The sequence below is a fragment of the Parachitinimonas caeni genome, assembly GCF_030129945.1.
GTDB lineage: Bacteria > Pseudomonadota > Gammaproteobacteria > Burkholderiales > Chitinimonadaceae > Parachitinimonas > Parachitinimonas caeni.
Genome location: NZ_JARRAF010000005.1, coordinates 38,975 through 57,781, shown reverse-complemented (window position 1 = coordinate 57,781; position 18,807 = coordinate 38,975). Strand labels below are relative to the sequence as shown.

Annotated in this window: 16 protein-coding genes; 10 read left to right on the top strand and 6 right to left on the bottom strand. The window is 56.4% G+C overall.

All coding sequences use genetic code 11. From position 1 onward, the window contains the following. The first annotated feature begins 41 nt into the window (after positions 1-41). From murI to PZA18_RS05640, 4 genes are all read left to right on the top strand, one after another. A complete protein-coding gene (gene murI / locus PZA18_RS05655; RefSeq protein ID WP_284099832.1) occupies positions 42-863 on the top strand; it encodes a glutamate racemase in 822 nt (273 codons plus the stop codon). A 397-nt stretch (positions 864-1,260) separates the two neighbouring features. Next, positions 1,261-1,815 (top strand): hypothetical protein, encoded by a 555-nt coding sequence (locus PZA18_RS05650; protein ID WP_284099831.1) that lies wholly within the window; start codon positions 1,261-1,263, stop codon positions 1,813-1,815. Between the two features lie 172 nt (positions 1,816-1,987). Continuing rightward, a complete protein-coding gene (gene purB, locus PZA18_RS05645; RefSeq protein ID WP_284100019.1) occupies positions 1,988-3,358 on the top strand; it encodes an adenylosuccinate lyase in 1,371 nt (456 codons plus the stop codon). Positions 3,359-3,392: 34 nt separating this feature from the next. After that, positions 3,393-4,883, top strand: coding sequence for a YdgA family protein (locus PZA18_RS05640; RefSeq protein WP_284099830.1), 1,491 nt, complete (start codon positions 3,393-3,395; stop codon positions 4,881-4,883). Positions 4,884-4,968: 85 nt separating this feature from the next. Here the strand turns inward: PZA18_RS05640 and PZA18_RS05635 are convergent, their stop codons facing one another. Together PZA18_RS05635 and aceK are read right to left on the bottom strand one after the other, a co-directional pair. After that, positions 4,969-6,585: a methyl-accepting chemotaxis protein gene (locus tag PZA18_RS05635; RefSeq protein ID WP_284099829.1), complete on the bottom strand. Its 1,617-nt coding sequence runs from the start codon at positions 6,583-6,585 to the stop codon at positions 4,969-4,971. Positions 6,586-7,068: 483 nt separating this feature from the next. Further along, entirely contained in the window at positions 7,069-8,856 is a 1,788-nt protein-coding gene (aceK, locus tag PZA18_RS05630) for a bifunctional isocitrate dehydrogenase kinase/phosphatase (protein WP_284100018.1), read from the bottom strand. 313 nt (positions 8,857-9,169) lie between these two features. Between aceK and PZA18_RS05625 the strand changes: the two genes are divergently transcribed. The 6 genes from PZA18_RS05625 (at position 9,170) to PZA18_RS05600 (ending at position 14,933) form a co-directional block, all read left to right on the top strand. Beyond that, positions 9,170-10,816: an ArnT family glycosyltransferase gene (locus tag PZA18_RS05625; RefSeq protein WP_284099828.1), complete on the top strand. Its 1,647-nt coding sequence runs from the start codon at positions 9,170-9,172 to the stop codon at positions 10,814-10,816. Next, positions 10,813-11,634, top strand: a complete 822-nt coding sequence (locus PZA18_RS05620) for a DUF3025 domain-containing protein (protein WP_284099827.1) — start codon at positions 10,813-10,815, stop codon at positions 11,632-11,634. The genes PZA18_RS05625 and PZA18_RS05620 overlap by 4 nt, the downstream gene beginning before the upstream one ends. Before the next feature lie 151 nt (positions 11,635-11,785). Beyond that, positions 11,786-12,217, top strand: coding sequence for a Cif family virulence factor (locus PZA18_RS05615; RefSeq protein WP_284099826.1), 432 nt, complete (start codon positions 11,786-11,788; stop codon positions 12,215-12,217). 71 nt (positions 12,218-12,288) lie between these two features. Beyond that, positions 12,289-13,353: a sensor histidine kinase gene (locus PZA18_RS05610; protein WP_284099825.1), complete on the top strand. Its 1,065-nt coding sequence runs from the start codon at positions 12,289-12,291 to the stop codon at positions 13,351-13,353. Next, positions 13,332-14,102, top strand: coding sequence for a LytR/AlgR family response regulator transcription factor (locus tag PZA18_RS05605; RefSeq protein WP_284099824.1), 771 nt, complete (start codon positions 13,332-13,334; stop codon positions 14,100-14,102). Before PZA18_RS05610 ends, PZA18_RS05605 begins: the two co-directional genes overlap by 22 nt. 129 nt (positions 14,103-14,231) lie before the next feature. Continuing rightward, on the top strand, positions 14,232-14,933 hold the full coding sequence (locus tag PZA18_RS05600; protein ID WP_284099823.1) for a hypothetical protein: 702 nt from the start codon (positions 14,232-14,234) through the stop codon (positions 14,931-14,933). A gap of 119 nt (positions 14,934-15,052) precedes the next feature. On the opposite strand, the gene PZA18_RS05595 is transcribed toward PZA18_RS05600, so the two are convergent. The 4 genes from PZA18_RS05595 to PZA18_RS05580 all read right to left on the bottom strand — a co-directional run bounded on the left by PZA18_RS05595 (position 15,053) and on the right by PZA18_RS05580 (position 18,781). Further along, positions 15,053-15,883, bottom strand: a complete 831-nt coding sequence (locus PZA18_RS05595; RefSeq protein ID WP_284099822.1) for a hypothetical protein — start codon at positions 15,881-15,883, stop codon at positions 15,053-15,055. Between the two features lie 208 nt (positions 15,884-16,091). Next, complete coding sequence (locus PZA18_RS05590) at positions 16,092-17,003, bottom strand: acyltransferase (RefSeq protein WP_284099821.1); 912 nt, start codon at positions 17,001-17,003, stop codon at positions 16,092-16,094. 285 nt (positions 17,004-17,288) lie between these two features. Continuing rightward, positions 17,289-18,002 carry a TonB family protein gene (locus PZA18_RS05585; protein ID WP_284099820.1) on the bottom strand — a complete coding sequence of 238 codons (714 nt, stop codon included), beginning with the start codon at positions 18,000-18,002 and terminating at the stop codon, positions 17,289-17,291. Positions 18,003-18,025: 23 nt separating this feature from the next. Continuing rightward, positions 18,026-18,781, bottom strand: a complete 756-nt coding sequence (locus PZA18_RS05580) for a DsbC family protein (protein WP_284099819.1) — start codon at positions 18,779-18,781, stop codon at positions 18,026-18,028. Positions 18,782-18,807: the final 26 nt, after the last annotated feature.

Here is an 18,807-nt window from a genome sequence, read left to right as displayed (position 1 = left end):
CATCGGTATGATTGCGGCTTTTGGCCGTTTAGCAAGACATCATGAAAAACCAGCAGACAGATTCCCTCCCCTCCCATCCGATTGGGGTATTCGACTCCGGCGTCGGCGGGATGACCGTCATGCGGGCACTGATGGAACGGCTGCCGTTTGAAGATATTGTGTATTTTGGAGACACGGCCCGCGTTCCATATGGCGTAAAGTCGGTTGCCACGATCCAGCATTTCACCGAACAGATTGCCCACTTCCTGCTGGAGAAGCAGGTAAAGCTGCTGATTATTGCCTGCAATACCATGGCCGCCGTCGCGGCCGAAACGGTGCGGCGAGTCTCACCAGTGCCGGTTCTGGATGTCATTGACGCAGGCGCTCGCAATGCTGTGGCCACAACGCGTAGCGGCAATATCGGCGTGATCGGCACGCCCACCACCGTCAACAGCAATGCCTACGCCCGCAGCATTCATGCCCTGAACCCGAAAGCACGGGTGTATTCGCAGGCATGCCCGCTGTTTGTGCCCTTGGTGGAAGAGGGTTGGCTTGATCATCCCGTCACCCGGCTGACTGCCCATGAATATCTGAAACCCGTCTTTGTAGAGCAGATTGATACGCTGGTTCTAGGTTGCACCCATTACCCGCTACTCAAGCCAATGCTGGCCGACATCACCGGTAATCGCATGCTGCTTGTAGATTCTGCAGTCAGCATGGCTGAGCAGACCGCACAGCTGCTGGACGAAATGGGGCTAGCCAATCCGCAGCGCGAAGCCCCTGATTACCAGTTTTACGTCACCGATATTCCTCTGCGTTTCCAGACGATCGGAGAGCGCTTTCTGGGGCGCAGCCTGAACAAGCTGGATATGGTGCAGCTTTAGATTCTGTTGACGTAAGGTTTACCGTCGCGCCGGGCCGAGTTTTGGGGCGGGGCAAGGCAGGGTAAGCGCGGTTTAGCGAGCTAAATGAGCGAACTCTAACGACGCTCTGCCCCAAAAATCGACCCGGCCAGCAGGGTTTTGCCTGAAAACGGCTTGGAACAAGGCGCAGAGCGTGCCGCATAGTCACTCTATGCAAGCGCTCTGCAACACAGGGCCAAGCCGTTTTCCGGCGAAACGCGATCTGCAAACCTTACGTCAACAGAACCTGGGTTCTGCATGATCAGAGGAGCCTGTGACTGCCCACTTACAGCACCTGCCACCCACTCTGATACCCGCGTTTGACCCATTCGCAACCGGTATGCGCCGTTGGCGCCCATTTTGATCAGGAGATCTACCCATGTTTGCCGCTTCCCGCCCATCCATCCTGACCGCCGCACTGGTCGCCACCGCACTGGCGGGTTGTGCGACGAATCAGGAACCCACCGCTTCGGCCAAGCCGGTCAGCGCGGCCAGCCAGGCCACCAAACCGGAACCGAGGCCAGAACCTGCGCCCAAGCCAGCGACACCGGCAATCGGCATGGAGGCCTACACCCCTCCAACCCAGGCAGAGATGCTAGCCAAGGCAGCCAGCCAATCAAAACTGGTTGGCACCTGGGAAGGCAAGTGGGAAATCGACAACCTGGGCTACGAAGGCAAGGCTGTCTTGAAGATCGAACGGGTTGAAGGGAATGAAGTATTCGGCGTGGCTATCATGTCTGACACCCCCTATGGCGACATGACCGAGACCTTTGTCAAAGCCACTTTTGATGGCACCAAAATGTTGGTCAAACACAAATCCGCCGACTATGCCCTCACGCTGACTGAGCGTGACAGCAAGCTACGCTTTTCCGGTCCGCTGCATTACACCTCGGAATCCGGCAATTACACCGGAAGACTGAAGCTCAACAAATAAAGCTGAATTCGATATCACGAGCACCTGCGACGATCCCCCTCGCCAAGACAGTTGTCCCATCCGGGGCGGCAGAGGGGGTTTTCCTGACTTCTCGGTAAGTGGTCATCCCAAAGCCGGCGGGACCGCTTGTGCTAAAATGCCGCGTTTTTTCCCACAGCCTTCCTTGCGCGCCATGAATCTGTCCGCCCTCACTGCACTCTCTCCGCTTGATGGTCGTTACGCCAGCCAACTGGCCAGCCTGCGCCCCTATTTCAGCGAATTCGCGCTGATCCATTATCGGGTCAAGGTGGAAGTCGAATGGCTGAAGGCACTGGCTGCCGAGCCCACCATCGGCGAAGTCCCGGCTTTCTCCGAGTCAACCCTGGCAGAGCTGGACGAAGTGGTTGCCAACTTCTCGGAAGCCCATGCTGAAGAAGTCAAAGCCATCGAAGCGCGTACCAATCACGACGTCAAAGCCATTGAGTACTGGCTGAAAGAGCGATTGGCCGGCAACCCGGAAATCGGTCCGGTTGTCGAATTCATCCACTTCGCCTGCACTTCTGAAGACATCAACAACCTCTCGCATGCGCTGATGTTGCAGAACGCCCGCGATACCGTGCTGCTGCCCCGCCTGTCGCTGATCGAAGAAAGCCTGCGCACACTCGCCCATGCCCTAGCCGACCAGCCCATGATGTCGCGCACCCACGGCCAACCCGCGACACCCACAACGCTGGGCAAGGAGATGGCCAATATTGCCCATCGCCTGCAACGCCAGATCAAACAGATCGCCGCAGTCGAAATCCTGGGCAAGATCAATGGCGCTGTGGGTAACTACAACGCCCATACCGTCGCCTACCCCGAAGTGGACTGGGAAAACTTCTGTCGCCGCTTTGTAGAATCTCTCGGTATCGGCTTCAACCCCTATACCATCCAGATCGAACCGCACGATTACATGGCGGAACTGTACGATGCCGTGGCCCGTGCCAATACCATCCTGATTGATATGAACCGGGACATCTGGGGCTATATTTCGCTGGGTTTCTTCAAGCAGAAAGTCAAAGCTGACGAAGTGGGCAGCTCAACCATGCCGCACAAGGTCAACCCGATCGACTTCGAGAACTCGGAAGGCAATCTGGGTCTGGCCAATGCCGTATTGAGCCACCTGTCTCAGAAATTGCCGGTTTCACGCTGGCAGCGCGACCTGACCGACTCGACGGTGCTTCGCAATATGGGAGTTGCCATGGGTTACAGCCTGCTGGGCTATGCCTCCAGCCTGAAGGGTTTGGGCAAGCTTGAGGTCAACGGTGCCGCCATGCTGGCCGATCTCGACGCCAACTGGGAAGTCCTGGCCGAACCCATCCAGACCGTCATGCGCCGCTATCAGGTACCCAATGCCTACGAGCAGCTGAAAGAGCTGACCCGCGGCAAGGGCGGGATTACGCGTGACGCCCTGCATACCTTCATCCGCTCTCTGGCAATTCCCGCCGAAGAGCAGCAAAGGCTGCTGGCGCTGACACCAGCCAGCTATACCGGTTACGCCAGCGAACTGGCACGCCGCATTTAACTGATTGCCCAACTTATTGCTTGCAGGAAACCCCGTGAAAAAATCTCTGTTGATCATCCCTGGCGTCATCGTTCTTGCCGGGGCAGGCTGGCTGGGCGCAACTGCCTGGGCCGGTAAAACCGCTCAGGAAACCCTGGAAAAGCAGCACAAGATGCTGGCCGACCTCCCGTACTTCGTCGTCAAGAAACACAACTACCAATCGGGCCTGTTCACCTCGCATGAGCGCACGACGCTGGCACTCAACCCCAATCTGTGGCGCCCATATGCCGAAATGCTGAAGCTGGCCGGCCGCGAGATTCCCGAGCTTGAATTCACCTACACACAGGAAATCAAGCATGGTCCCTTCCCGTTGATCGGCAAGGGAGATTTCACTCCTCTCAAGGCGGTAGTCAAAACCGAGTTTGTGTTTTCGCCCGAAGCCAACAAGTGGCTGACCAAACTGTTCGGCCAACAAAAGCCTCTGGAAATCGAAAACCGTATCCGCTTCAAGGAAGATGGTGAGTTCAATATCAAAGTGCCGGGCTTTACCTATGAAGAAACCATCGGCAAGGCTACCTGGCAGGGTTTTGATGCCAAGATCGTCTACGGTGCCGACTTCAACTCGGTAGATATCGAAGCCAAGGCGCCTGGCATCAAACTTGATGCCGGTACCCACGGCAGTGGCGAGATTCGCAACATCACCTTTGTCACGCATAACCAGCGCGGCGCCAGCGGCATCATGTTGGGAGACGGCAAGCTGTCGCTGGAAGCAGCCCAGTTCGAACTCAAGGACGAGCACAAGATCAGCGCCAAACTGTCTGGCCTCACCTATGTGGTGAAAAGCGCAGCCCAAGGGGATTTCATCAACAGTGCCGCAACGGTTGATCTGACCAAGCTGGAGCTGAATGACAAAACCTATGGCCCTGCCAAGCTGGCGGTAGAAGCCAACCATCTGCATGCGCCAACACTGGCTAAGCTCAACAAGTCAGTAAATGCCCTGCAGAAGCAGCAATACAAAGATGCAGCCGAACTCAATACCAAGATGTTCGACGTGGTCAAGGCAGAAGGCCTGCCACTGCTGCGCAATGATCCGGCTCTGGCATTGCGCCAACTGTCGGTCAAATTGCCGGAAGGCGAAGTCTCGTTGCGTGCCGATGTTGCGATGAAAGGCTTTGTGGATGCCGACATCAGCGAACCGCTCAAGCTCATCAACAAGTTGACGGCCAAGGCAGACCTGACTGTACCGAAGAAGGTCATCGAGACCTTGGTCCTGATGAAAGCCCGTAGCCAGATTGCGACCGACACCGCAGATGGTCAGCAACCCGATACCACCGAGCTGGACCAGCTGGCCCGCAATCTGATGGAAAATCAGATCAAGAAACTGGCCGAACAGAAACTGATTCAGGTAGATGGCGAAAGCTTGATCACCTCGGCAAGCTGGAAAGATGGCAAGCTCACCGTCAATGGCACCGAGTTTCCGCTGCCTTGGCAGACCCCGCCTGATGCTGGCGGCGAGGCCGACATCAAGCCAGCGTTGGTTCAGTAAACCCTTGCGTCAATAAACAAGGCCGACGGTCAGTACCGTCGGCCTTGTTTACATTTGCGACCAACGCCCCTTTGTAAAGCCGGTTTTAGGCAATCCGATAGCGCGCCACAATGTCCTGCATCTGGCGGGAAAGCAGTTCCAGCTCTTTGGCCGCCGTCGATGTCTGCTCGGCAGTCTGGCTATTGTCCTCCGACATCTGAGCAATTCGCTCCACCTGGCGGGCAATATTGAGACTGGCGGCACTTTGTTCGCGGATGGCATGTGAAATATCGCCAACCGTATCAACCACCTGTGCCGAGCCGGCCTGAATTTCTTCAATCGACTGCCCGGCCCGCTCGGCTTTATGCACCCCTCCCTCAACGCGGCTGACCATCTGCTGCATACGCAATACCGCTGCATCAGAACCGCTCTGGATGCTGGCAATGATCTGGGCAATTTCCCGGGTAGAGGAGGTAGTCCGCTCCGCCAGCTTGCGCACCTCATCGGCCACCACCGCAAACCCACGGCCAGCTTCACCGGCACGGGCAGCTTCAATGGCGGCATTCAGCGCCAGCAGATTGGTCTGATCAGCCACTTCCTTGATCACCTGGATCACCGAGGTAATCCGACCGCTTTCCTTTTGCAGATCAATGATCTGGCTGGCGGCGCCATGAACATCCCCGGCAATACCATTGATTTCATCAACCGCCGCATGGATCACCTGCTGGCCATCCGCAGCAATCTCGCCAGAACGGCGGGAAATGGTATCTGCCTCACTGGCCCGGTCTGCCACATGGTTGATGCTGACCGTTACCTGCTGCACCGTCGCGGCCATATTGGATGCCGAATCACTGGCCAGTGCCGAGCTATCCGACATCTGCGCAGCGGTGCGATTCATCTCGGTTGCCGCATAGGCCACTTTATGGATGCGCTGGCTGATTTCGCCCAGGCTGTTCTGCAGAGTTGCCAGCAAATTATTGAAGGCCGCGACCGTCAGGCCGACTTCGTCATGGCTGCGGATCGGCACCCGGAGGGTGAAATCGAGGTTCCTTTCGACGGTTTCGACCATCTTTTCCATGACTGCCAACGGGTGCTTGATAGCGCGATACAACATCCAGCCCATTGTCAGCAACAGGATGATGAATACCGCACTGACCGCCCCGAACCAGGTCACGGCACTGTGGTATGAGGTATCAACAACCTGCCGTGCCGACTCTTCATCCTTGAGGTTATGGCTGGCGACTTTTTTTATCGCGGCATCCAGCGCCGTGCCAGCCGGACTCAAGCTGGTCGATACGGCAGACTGAGCCTGTTCGACTTCGCCCTTGATAGATTGCTCAAGCAGCTGATTGTAAATTTTGCGGTAGTCGGTATAGCGCGCCAGCATCTCCTGAAAGATGCCGTCTTCAGTTTTATCCGAGACGAAGTTCTTATAGCTCTCAACCTGTTTGTCGAATAACTCGCTGACGGATTTGATCTGGCCTTCGAGCGCCTTTCTCTTGCCGGCATCCTTCTCCAGCAGATGCTCCAGCAACAGGGCCCGCAGCTCTTTGTAGGAGTCAGCAATATCACCAACCGCCATCAGACCCGGGAAGTTGTCATCGGCTAGCTCGCCCACTTCTTCATTGATGACTCGAAACTGCGTGATCCCCACCACGCCCACGATCAACAGCGCCAGCAAGGCTGCCGCCAGCAGAACAATAATCCGCTTTCCGATTGTCATAGTGCGTCCTATCCACCCGATCTGAAGTTGGCCGGTACCAGCTGGTACCGGTCGCACACTTGGTTATAAGCGATAGTCGGGTGAACCGTGAATCTACTGACGCCCCTTAGGCTCTGTTGACGTTTTGTTTCCGGTCGCGCCGGGCCGAGTTTTGGGGCAGGGCTAGGCAGGGTGAGCGCAGTTTAGCGAGCTAAATAAGCGAACGCTAACGACGCCATGCCCCAAAAATCGACCTGGCCTTGCGTGGCTGTTGCCGCAAAGCGGCTTACAGCCACGGCATCCCCCTTGCGGGGACGGAGGGGTTCGCCGGATTTGGGCCTGCTGCGGTGTTGACTGCCAGGCTGTAAGGCTTGCAATGCAAGCCTTACAGCCTGTGCGCCCAGCCGGGAAATCGCGTGGCTTACCACTAAGCGGCGCGCTTTTCGCCTTGCATCAGGCCCAAATCCGACGAAACGCGATCCGGAAATAAAATGTCAACAGAGCCTAGTCGCGTAGTTTTTCCTGAGCCCGTGAAGAGAAGCGCAGATTCTCGGGATAAGGGAAGAAATCTTCGATATGCCCTTGGGCGATTTTCTTTTGCTTGTCGCGCCAGAAATCGACGGTAAGCAGGTCGGCATGGTGCCGCATGAAGATCTGCCGCACCTTGGCTTCGCCTAGCAGGAAAGTGGCAAATTCTTCAGGGAATACATCGTTGCGGGCAATCGGGTACCACGGCTCCGCCATCATTTCATACTCGGGAGTAGGCGGAATCGGAATCTTGCGGAACTTGCAGTCGGTCATGTATTCGATTTCGTCATAGTCGTAGAAAATCACTCGACCGTAGCGCGTCACCCCGAAGTTCTTGAACAGCATGTCGCCAGGGAAGATATTGGCAGAAGCCAGTTCGCGGATAGCGTTGCCGTACTCACGGATGCCATGCTCCAGCATCTCCTCGTCGGCATTCATCAGATACATATTCAGCGGCTCCATGCGCCGCTCGATATACAGATGCTTGACCACCACCGTATCGTCACTTTCTTCCATGACCGAAGGCGCCAGCTCCCGCAGCTCCTGCAACAACTCTTCGGTGAAGCGGGCTTTGGGAAAAGCCACATTGGAGAACTCCAGCGTATCCGCCATCCGCCCGACCCGGTCATGTTGTTTAACCAGCAGATATTTCTCCAGCACCACGCGCTTGTTGATCTCTTTGGGCGGGGCGATGACGTCCTTGATGATCTTGAACACGTAGGGATAGGACGGCAGCGTAAACACCAGCATCACCAGACCACGAATACCCGGCGCCACAATGAAGTCATCCCGCGAATGGCGCAAATGGTGCATGAAATCGCGATAGAACATAGTCTTGCCCTGCTTCTGCAGGCCCAGCATGGTGTAAAGCTCAGCGCGTGATTTGGTTGGCAGCATCGCCCGCAAGAACTGTACATAGCCGGATGGCACTTCCATATCGACCATAAAGTAAGCGCGGCTGAAGCTGAACAACACACCAATGCGGCGAGCGTCGAGCAGAATGGTGTCGAGATATAAGCCGCCCTCGCTGTCATGCAACACCGGCACGGCAAATGGGTATTCCTGATTGCCATTGACTGCTTTGCCAATGATGTAGGCCGCCTTATTGCGGTAGAACGGCGAATACAGCACCTGAATCTGATAATTGGCATCCGCATGCGGCCAAGTACCGCCAAGGTGTTCACGCAGCGCGTCGATCAGACAGGTGATGTCGCGCTGCAGATTGGTAAAGGGTCGGCGCCAGCCGTAATCCTCGATAATCTGCCGGACCGTGCGCCGCAGGCCGAATTTGTTGGGATAGTAGCTGCGATAGGTAGGTGGGTCGGACTCGATATGCTCGGTCGAGATCGTCGGCCGCACAAAGATGAAGTCGTTGTTGAAATACTCGCGGTGCAGAATCCGGCAGCAGACCGAGTTGAAGAAAGTCTCTGCACATTCCGGTTGCTTGTGATCGGTCAGCAGACCGATATACAGCAGCTTCACCTGCTGCCAGACCGGCTCCTCCAGCGACCCGGCATGGAATTCATTCTGCAGCCTTTCTACGGTTTCCTGCACCCGATCGTCATAAAACTGGATACGCTCCTTGGCAGCTCTTTGCACCTGCTGCCAGTTGCCGACTTCAAACCGGTCTTTTGCCTGACGGCTACATTCCCGGAACAGACGATAGTGCTTGTTGAATCCATCCAGCAACGCATCGGCAATCTGCAGGGCTACCAGGTTGTCCGGATTGGGAAACTGACGAGGAGACGCAAGGCCGCGATTCATGGTTTTGACCTGTGAGTAGTAGATACCGGCTTTGATCATACCGCCTCGCGTTGACGGCGCCAGCCCGGAACTGGCACTCGGTCACTTTGAGCCTGAATTGGCACGGTAGAAGCGGTGGATTTGCGACACCCCTGGTTCTGCTGACGTAAGGTTTGCAGATCGCGTTTCGGCGGATTTCTGGTGCCTAAATCCGCCATGTGCCTCAAAGCCAGCCAATCCGAACCCTCGTTCCTACGCTTTCACCTGTGCGCCCGAAAATCCGACAGACTGCTAGAATCGCCGCCCCCGACCCACAAAAGTAGAAGCCAACGAAATGCGTGTCGCGCCATTCCTTCGCCAGCACGGTGGTCTCATCCTGATCATCGCCTGCTGGTTGATCCCCGGCCTGCTCGGTCGCACCCCATGGAAGCCAGACGAAGCGTATACGGTTGGCCTGGTTCACCATATCGCCACCACTGGGGACTGGATTGTGCCCACCCTGGCGGGTGAGCCTTTCATGGAAAAGCCTCCGATCTTCTTTCTGCTGGCCGCCCTGATGGGCTGGGCCTTCGGTGGCTTGCTGCCGTTTCATGATGCAGCCCGCCTTGCCAGCGCCTTGTTCATCGGCCTTAGCATGGCCGCGCTGGCATGCGCGACACACGATAAAACCCGCCCCGGAACGGGCCGCCTGGCCGTACTGGGCTTGGTCAGCAGCCTGGGCTTACTGGTGCATGCCCACCAACTGATTACTGATCTGGCGTTGATGGCCGGTATCGCCTGCGGTCTGACTGGACTGAGCCTGATCTGGCGGCAGCCACGCTGGGCTGGCATCTGGTTTGGCACCGGCATGGGCATCGCCTTCATGTCAAAAGGCTTGCTCGGCCCGGGCCTGCTTGGCGTCACTGCCGCTGCGCTGCCCATCCTGCACGCACCGGCACGCAGTCGCCTCTACCTGCAAGCCATGCGTCAGGCATTTTATGCCGCGCTGCCGTGGCTGCTGATCTGGCCCATCGCCTTGTGGCTGCGTCATCCCGAACTCTTTGCGGTATGGGCCTGGGATAACAATATTGGCCGCTTCCTCGGTCTGAATACGCTCGGCCCCAAACCAGAGCCAGGTGGCTATTTTGCCATCCTGCCCTGGTTTGCCCTGCCGCTCTGGCCGATTGCGCTATGGACGGTCTGGACCCGGCGCAAGCAGCTACGGCAAGACAGCCAGTTATTGGTGCCCACCTTGTATTTCGTGTTGGCGCTGGCCGTCTTGTCATTGGCTTCAGATGCCCGAGCACTCTATGCACTGCCACTGTTACCGCCGCTCGTCATGCTGATTACCCCCCTGTATGGCCAGGAACGCCAACCACAGCGGCTGAGCTTTGCCCTGATTCCCTGGCTGCTGTTCGGGCTGGTCTGGGTGCTCTTGGTTTTGGGCTGGATTGGCCTGCAGACGGGCATGCCGGCACTGAAAGGCCCACGCTGGTTGGCGATGCGACCGGGCTTTGTCGCGCAATTCGAGTTATGGCGCCCGATGCTGGCACTACTTGGTGCCGTGGCCTTGGGTTGGCTGGCGCGACGACACTGGCGACAAGGGCTAAGCGGCTTCATTACCAGCTGGTGTTCCGGTCTGGCTGCCGTCTGGCTGTGTTTCATGCTGCTTTGGCTGCCCTGGCTGGAATGGGGCAGCGGCTTCGGACCGCTGGTCAAGCAGATACGAGCCGCCATGCCAGCCGATACCCGCTGCACGACCTCCTGGCATCTGGGTGAGCCACAGCGGGCCATGTTCGACTACTACGGCCAATTCCGCCTGCACCGACTGGAAATCGACGGTGGTACCAACTGCGATGCCATTCTGGTGCAGGGGCACGATTTACCCATGGCCATCACCCTGCAGCGACAGGCCTGGCAGGAAATCTGGCACGGTGCCCGCCCTGGCGATGAAAAGAAGGAGCCTTATCGCCTGTTCCGTCGAAGAACTTCAACGCCATGAGCCCCCCTGCCGCGCCCGATGTCCGCCAACCAGACTGGCCCACTGACTGGCTGGTGCAGCACCCGGCTTATGCCTGCATCCGCCCGGTATTGCAGCAACTGGGCTGGCAGCACTTTCCGACGACTGCCCAGTGGCAGACCTTGCCCGATGCCTTGCGGCCGCGCCTGGCTTCGGGTCTGCCAGTGCAATTCATTGACCGCCAGCCACTGGAACCCGGCTACGAATACACGATTGCCACACTCGGCGAAGTACCGACCCGCCCAGCCAACTGGCATGACACCTTCAATGCCTTGATCTGGCTGGCTTATCCGCGCAGCAAGGCCGCTCTCAATACCCTGCACAGCGAACACCTGCCGGCAGCGCCACACAATCAGTCAAAACGCGGCCCGCAACGCGATGCCGCCACGTTGTTCGACGAATCAGGCCTGATCCTTGCCTGCGCCGACCATGCTTTGGCCCAAGCGCTGCAACACAAGAACTGGCACCAGCTGTTTCAAACCGCCCGTACGGCCTGGGGCCAGACCATCAACGGCTATGTGTTTGGCCATGCCTTGCTCGAAAAACTGCTGACACCATTTATCGGCATCACCGCAAAAGTCATGATCGTGCCGGTCCAGGCGGATTTCTTTGCGCAGTCCCTTGCCACGCAGCTGGTACAGCTCGACGCGCAGATTGCTAGCCACCTGGCTCGGAACAGCCTGCAGGCCCCGCGCGATCTACCACCGCTTCCGGTGCTGGGCATCCCCGGCTGGTGGCCACAGCAGGATACGGCCTTCTACAGCAATACCCGCCACTTCTGCCCCCCTCGCGGCATATAACGCCAATGCCTTCCTTGTTGCCGGACAATTTCATCGGCTGAATTCACCATTCATCCCGCAATTGACGCATTCCATCGCAAGCCGTTAGAGCTGGCGCAGCAAGCCGATTAGGCTGCGTCCTATCAAAAGAAAGCAGAAAGAGGATTGGGCCATGCTTCTTGCCAGAATGAGTCAACCTGCCAACCCCTTGCCCCGAAGCGAACCATTTCGGGTGGCGATTACACGGCGCCATCGCGAGCTGTGCCAGATCGGGACACTCAACGACTGCCTGACTACTGACGCCGTCGTGATCTGCCCCAATGGCGATGTGCTACGTGGCCGCAATATTGCCGCCCACTGGCTGGCCCGGCGCTTGTCGGGGTTGGCTGATGCCATTCAGACTCAGGAATGGTGGCCCAGCGGTTTCGATATGGTGATGGAAGTCGGGCAGATTGCCGAAGCCGGCCTGAGTTACAGCAGCATCTGGCAGCGCGGAAGCGATGGTGAGTGGCGCCTGTTACGCAGCCAATGGTCCGGCCCGGTCGGCGACGAAGCCTGGGCGCTTCCCCATAGCCGCATGGCGCTTGAACAACACGCCTGTTGAAGCGGGCCGTGTTTTCATTCAAGTTAGAGGCTCCCGCATCACGCAGGCCAGTACCCCTGGTCGCAACCGATATGCCTCAAACACCCCCAGCCAGCACACCGGCATTCAGCCGCGCCCGATTCAAGCGCGATGTATTGCTATGCGCCATCATCAACACCCTGGTCGGCACCTTCTTTGCCCTGCAGGGCTCGCCCATCGTGCGAGCGATGGTGACCACGCACACCATCGGCTTCACCGTTCTGGCCGTCACGCTGACGGCAATGTGGCTGATCAAACCCAGCCAGAATCGTGAAATCTATGTGTACTTTGGCGCGGTTGTAGCCGGCACGATGCTGGGACTGGGCATCAACTTCTCGATGCGCTTCACCCGCGAAGAACTCGAATGGGCGCTGGAAGAACCTCGTCACCTGTTTCGTATTCTCGGCCTGTTCATGGTTGTCGCCGGGATGATCACGATCTTCCTCTACTCACGGATTCGCGCTGCACGTCTCGAAGCGGCCTTCCATGCCGAGCAGTCACTGGCTGCCGCTCAGGCCCGCCAGCTCGCCGAAGCCCAGCTCAAGATGCTACAAGCCCAGATCGAGCCTCACTTTCTATTCAATACCCTGGCCAATGTACAAAGCCTGATCGACATCGCTCCGGCTGAAGCCAAGCGCATGCTGATGTATTTCAACGATTATCTACGCGCCTCGCTGGCCCGCAGCCGTGATGAGCATGGCACCCTGAAGCAGGAGTGCGACCTGTTGCGCGCATATTTGTCTATCCTGCAGATCAGGATGGCAGATCGCTTGCGCTTTCGTATTGATTGCCCCGCCGAGCTGCAAGACATCGAATTTGCACCGATGCTGCTGCAACCTCTGGTCGAAAACGCCATCTGTCATGGACTGGAACCCAAGCTGGATGGGGGTGAAATCAAAATCACCGCCCGCCGCGAAGCAGGTTTGCTCAAACTTTCGGTTCGTGACAATGGTCTGGGCCTGGGCAAAAGCCAAGGAGGCTCGGGTCTGGGTCTCGCCAATGTCCAGGAGCGGCTGACTGCCATCTACGGCCCGGCGGGCCAGTTGGCACTCTATGAAAATCAACCCGTTGGGGTCATCGCTGAAATCACCCTGCCATGCACAAACCCACCGCCCTGATCGCTGACGACGAACCACTGTTGGCCGAATACCTGCGACAACGCCTCGGCCTGCTCTGGCCTGAACTCGACCTCATCGGCATCGCCCGCAATGGCATCGAAGCCGCTGCCATGTTGTCCACCCATCAGCCGGATGTCGCCTTCCTCGACATCAAGATGCCGGGCCTGACCGGGTTGGAAGTCGCCCGTAGCGCCAATGACACGCACTGCGTCTTTATCACCGCCTACGATCAATACGCCATCGAAGCCTTTGAGCGCAATGCCACTGACTATCTGCTCAAGCCCGTTGCAGACGAACGGCTGGCCGCCACGATCGACCGCCTCAAACAAAAGCTGGCCAATGGCGACCATGCGCTGAGCGATGCCTTGCTGGGCCAGCTCAGAGCGCTGCTGAACACCCCTGCAGGCCAAGCAACACCTATTGAGCGGCTGAAGTGGATCCGTGCCGGTATTGGCCAGGAAGTCAAACTGATTCCGGTAGAGGAAGTCTGCTATTTTCAGGCCAGCGACAAATACACCAGCGTTGTCACCACCCAGGGGGAATACCTGATTCGCATGTCGCTCAAGGAACTGACCGACCAGCTCGATCCCGATGCGTTCTGGCAAGTGCATCGAGGTACCTTGGTGAATGTTCGAGAGATTCGCGAAGCCAGCCGCGACCTGACTGGCAAAATCACCCTGTCACTGAAGCACCTTGGCCATAAGCTGCCAGTGAGCCGGGCATTCAACCATCTCTTCAAGCAGATGTAGTCAACTACTTGCATTGACTGCAATCAGGCGACAATCGGGCATTTATCTGTAATCAGATATTTCACGTTTGCCGCCTTTTCACCGCTAACGCTAGTATTGGGGTTTTCCATAATACAGAGGGAAACTCACATGAAAGCAATCCAACCCATCACCCATCGCTTCAGGTTACTGCTCGGTATGCTGACGCTGTCGCTGATGGCTTTTGCCCAACCGGCACTGGCAGCCATCAATGGCCTGTGGACGATTGGTTCCGGCGACTATCTGGTGCTGATGCAAGATGTGAACAGCGGACTGGTTGTCGGTTTACAGATTGATACCAGCTATACCTCGCTAGCCGTGTGGACAGGTAGCGCAACCGACACCACGCTGACCCTGACCGAAGTCGCGAACTCTGCAAATTCGATCAACGCAACCTTCACCACCGCCACTTCGCTGGAAGGCCGGATCATCAAATCGGGTACCACTACACCGTTCTCCGCACAGTTCTCGCTGGCTTACAGCGGCAGCGCCAACGACGGAATCTGGCAACGCCCGACAGACACCGGTTCACAGTCGTATATCGCCTTCTTTACGCTGGCAGCGGGGAATGGCAAGTTGCCGATCGAGTTCGATATCACGATTGATCCGGGGCTGAACTACTCATATGACGTGATCGCCGGTATTACCAACAACAACGTCTTTACCGGCACATCGGTAATGAACGCCAACCTGACGTCGCGTCTGGCCTTTGATAGCGGCACACTTGATGGCACGCAAATTTCGTCCGGCAAGATGTCTCAACCCGTCACCACCAACTTCACCGCCACCCAGATCATCAAACTGGCGAAGTAGTCTCTGCACCACCAAAACAAACAGCCCGCTTTGATGAGCGGGCTGTTTGTTTTCGGGGAGTCATGCAATCTTTCTTGCGCAGGCCAAGTCTCGACGTTCACGCGCCAGACGCAAGGCACTTAGCTCTGATGAATCTCAATATCCCCATCAAACCCATTGATTTGCCGAGGGGGAAAATTAGCAGGTGGCGCAAACAACAATTGACTGGTGCCTGGTACGTTCCCAGGAATTGGCAATACGCCTGCCGCAAGTACAGCGGCCGGTAAGACGGGTACACCAAACTGATTTGGGAAATGTAAGACACTATTAAATGGCAGACTATTCATCAGTGCACCGGAAATGGGCATGCCAACCGGTTTGAGAATTTCAATGGCACGCCAGCTCACTTTAATATAAGCCGGCGCATAGGCATACAACTCGCCGCGATTATCAATTGCATTGTCGGCAAAGGGATCTCGCGAACACGTAACCATGTAATACACACCATACCAGCGGTCACGATAATCCGCCTGCTCATACCTCAAACAGGCTTCCAGATAGGCATTGATAAAACTTTCAATCAACTTATGGTTGCTATTTGCTACGCTGGTAAGCGGAGTGAGGTTACACCAGTCATGACCAGGCCCACCCCAACTGCCATTGATTAAATGCCCGCGTATCCAGCTCAGATTGTTTGGATCTGATCTAAACCCACAATTTGGCCGGCCGTTGCCAATTGCAGAAAATCCAGCGCTCCAGAGTTGGTGTGTAGCAATCGGAGAATTTACCTGTGAGGCGCCGGACAATTTCAGATCTGGCCCAAGAATAGCCGCCGCCCCGGTCCCACCGAAAGGAAGGCCATGCCGAACGCTAAGGCGCCCATAAGATGCTTGCACCAAACCAAAATAATACTGGTCGGTAGAAAGGCGAGGATTACCATTCCTGTCGAACGAATTAATAATTCTGCTCAATAAACACCTCTTACAATATAGCTACGCACAGACCCCATATTTTGTCTCGCAGTACATCCAACACCACACCGCGCCAATCACTTGCTAGTTTTTTATTTTGCAATCAAAAACAAGGCAAAATTCTAGCGCATAGTTACAACTCAAAAAATCAGCCCAACGATCTAAAATGCGCGATATTTTTAAATCAACATCATAGAAATACCGATCCTCAAACCGGTAGTGCTTCCTTTTCTTCATGTAGTTCCGTAATCAGCCTGTCCTTTTCATCCCACATTTCATTCGCCCATTGCTGGATGCTGGTGCGGAATTCTGCATCGGCACCGTAATCCCGTCCGATCAGATTGGCAGGGATGGGGCGGCTCTTCACATGAACAACCACCCGATCCACTTTGCCGCACATGAACTGCCAGAAATTGGGTACGCCCTCGGGGTAGACAATAGTGACGTCGATCAGAGCCTGGAATCGTTCGCCCATTGCATTCAGTGCCAGCGCCAAGGCACCGACCTTGGGCCGCAGTAAATGACGATACGGTGATTGCTGATGGCGATGTTTGCCCGGTGTAAACCGCGTTCCTTCGGCAAAGCTCATGACGCTGGTTGGAATCAGCGCAAATTTGGCGCAAGCCTTGCGTGTGGTTTCCTGGTCTTCAAGCCGCTTTTCTGGATGTTTCGCCAGATAGGCTGCGGAATGTCGCTTCATAAATGGAAAATCCAGCGCCCACCAGGCCAGCCCCATCACCGGCACATAGATCAGCTCTTGTTTGAGAAAGAATTTGAGGAACGGAATACGGCCATTGAATACACGCTGCAGGACAAAAATATCCACCCAGGATTGATGGTTGCAATTCACCAGATACCAGCCCTTTGCTTGCAGATCATCCACACCGGAGACTTGCCAACGGGTTTTCTGGGTGAGATGCATCCAGATGCCATTGCCGGTAATCCAGTTGCTGGCCAGGTTTTGCAGAATGCGATCAACAGGTTTGCGTGCCGCTTTGAATGGCAGCAGCAGTTTTACGATAGCCATCGCAAAAATCATGATTGCCCATAGGATGGTATTGAGTGCCAGGGCCAGGGCATTCAATGCCCCTTTCAGCGGGGCTGGAAGAAATCTCAACATGAATACTCCAGAAATTCAGCGGACAACAAAGGCGACGGGATTGTACCTGCCCAAACGCCGGAGAGGGCCCGGTGCCAAGGACATTTCATCGACTGATCACATTGCGCTGGATTGGCGCATGCAGCCAAACGCATCAGTTTAGAAAGCGCAGAAACGGGAATCCTTGTTACAGCGCAAAGGGTCGGTAACCGAGAAGGTCATTGACCATCCTTCTTACGGTCAATTTGAGGGGACTTGATGACATGTGCGGGGATTTTCAACCCGGACAGGCGATGCGCGCAGAGCCTAGTCGGGACAAAAGCCAAAACAGACTTCGATATCCTTGCGGCTCCGCACGTATTCAGTGCCCCGGATAGCCGGAGTGAAGCGGCCCTTTCGGAAAGCGTCGAGTGCCGCTTTGGTGTAGGCATCGGGCAGGCTGCTATCAAGAATGATGATGTCGTCTACTTCACCCTTCTCGTTGATCAGCACACGGAGTTTGACCAGTCCATTCTGCGGGTTGTCGGCGTAATCGGCAGGCTCTTCCGGCTGCATGGCGTCGATTGGACGAGAAGTGGTATCCAGTTCGCGCGACTCGTAGTAGTGGGTGTCGATTTCGGGCAGCTTTGCCAGGTCGCGCAACCAGTCTGGCAGGGAGGACCGACCCGACGTCTGCATTTCAACCGACTTGCGATTACCTGGCTCTTCAATAATTTCAGTCAGCTGAGGCGGCTGAGGGACCGGGGGACCTATCTCCGGGTTTGCGGCCAGTTGCACCTGGTTGGGCACCAGAGGCGCTTTCTGCTCTGGCGGAGGGGCAACGGCTGCAGCGGATTCGGTGGTGGCTTCGCGTGCCACGGACTGGAAAGTGCTGGTAGCGGCCGAACGCCTGACTTTCAACTGTAATTCGGTGAGTGGAGAGGACTGGCTGTGCGGTCCAGCCGCTGGCAACAGCAGCAGCATGGCGTGGCTGGACAACGCCACCACCAGTCCCAGGGCAAGTTGACGGTATGACTGCATCGCCCCCTACCCCATTCCTTGCCTTACTGTTTCTTCGGCTTGGCCGCCAGCTTGGCTTCCAGCATCTTGCTATCCATGGCACCCGCAGCGATTTCACCGCTTTCGAATACCATGGTAGGTGTTGCGGTGATATCGAGCTTTTTCGCCAGCTCGTCGATCTTGGCAATCGGGTTGTTATCGCACTTGCCGTCACCTGCGGGCTGAACGTCTTCACGCATCAGCTTGTTCCAGCTTTGTACTTGCTGCTCACCCGAACACCATACCAGTGCAGACTTGCGTGCGGCATCAGGATGCAGGGTCGGGATCGGGTACAGGTAGTAATAAATGGTGACGTTATCCAGTTCTTTCAGTCCTTCGCGCTCGAGCTTCTTGCAGAATGGGCAATCTGGGTCAGTAAACACCGCCAGCTTGCGCGAGCCGTCGCCCCGCACCGTCTTCATAGCCAGTTCAAACGGCAGCTTGGAGAAGTCGGTCTTGTTGAGCTCGGCATAACGGGCTTCCGTCAGGCTCTGCTTCTTGTTGATGTCAACCAGATCCCCTCCCACAAAGGCGTAATCGCCCTTGGCATCGGTATAAACGATCTGCTTGGGCACCATCACGACTTCATAGATGCCTTTCAACGGGGTTTTCTGGACGCTCTGTACTTCGCGGCCAGGGAATTTCTTCTTCAACTCGGCTTTGACCGTGTCGGTTTCATTGGCTGCATTGGCACAGGCAGCCAGCGCCAGAATGACTGCCGAGGCCGCTACAACGGCACGAGGCGCAAAAGAACGTTTCATCTTGAATTTCCTAAGTTGGTTTGGGT

Coding starts and splice junctions, on each gene's coding strand:
- PZA18_RS05650 (WP_284099831.1), top strand. CDS start 1,261: ATGTTTGCCGCTTCCCGCCCATCCATCCTGACCGCCGCACTGGTCGCC.
- aceK (WP_284100018.1), bottom strand. CDS start 8,856: ATGAATCGCGGCCTTGCGTCTCCTCGTCAGTTTCCCAATCCGGACAAC.
- PZA18_RS05635 (WP_284099829.1), bottom strand. CDS start 6,585: ATGACAATCGGAAAGCGGATTATTGTTCTGCTGGCGGCAGCCTTGCTG.
- purB (WP_284100019.1), top strand. CDS start 1,988: ATGAATCTGTCCGCCCTCACTGCACTCTCTCCGCTTGATGGTCGTTAC.
- PZA18_RS05620 (WP_284099827.1), top strand. CDS start 10,813: ATGAGCCCCCCTGCCGCGCCCGATGTCCGCCAACCAGACTGGCCCACT.
- murI (WP_284099832.1), top strand. CDS start 42: ATGAAAAACCAGCAGACAGATTCCCTCCCCTCCCATCCGATTGGGGTA.
- PZA18_RS05585 (WP_284099820.1), bottom strand. CDS start 18,002: ATGCAGTCATACCGTCAACTTGCCCTGGGACTGGTGGTGGCGTTGTCC.
- PZA18_RS05600 (WP_284099823.1), top strand. CDS start 14,232: ATGAAAGCAATCCAACCCATCACCCATCGCTTCAGGTTACTGCTCGGT.
- PZA18_RS05615 (WP_284099826.1), top strand. CDS start 11,786: ATGCTTCTTGCCAGAATGAGTCAACCTGCCAACCCCTTGCCCCGAAGC.
- PZA18_RS05605 (WP_284099824.1), top strand. CDS start 13,332: ATGCACAAACCCACCGCCCTGATCGCTGACGACGAACCACTGTTGGCC.
- PZA18_RS05625 (WP_284099828.1), top strand. CDS start 9,170: ATGCGTGTCGCGCCATTCCTTCGCCAGCACGGTGGTCTCATCCTGATC.
- PZA18_RS05580 (WP_284099819.1), bottom strand. CDS start 18,781: ATGAAACGTTCTTTTGCGCCTCGTGCCGTTGTAGCGGCCTCGGCAGTC.
- PZA18_RS05590 (WP_284099821.1), bottom strand. CDS start 17,003: ATGTTGAGATTTCTTCCAGCCCCGCTGAAAGGGGCATTGAATGCCCTG.
- PZA18_RS05610 (WP_284099825.1), top strand. CDS start 12,289: ATGCCTCAAACACCCCCAGCCAGCACACCGGCATTCAGCCGCGCCCGA.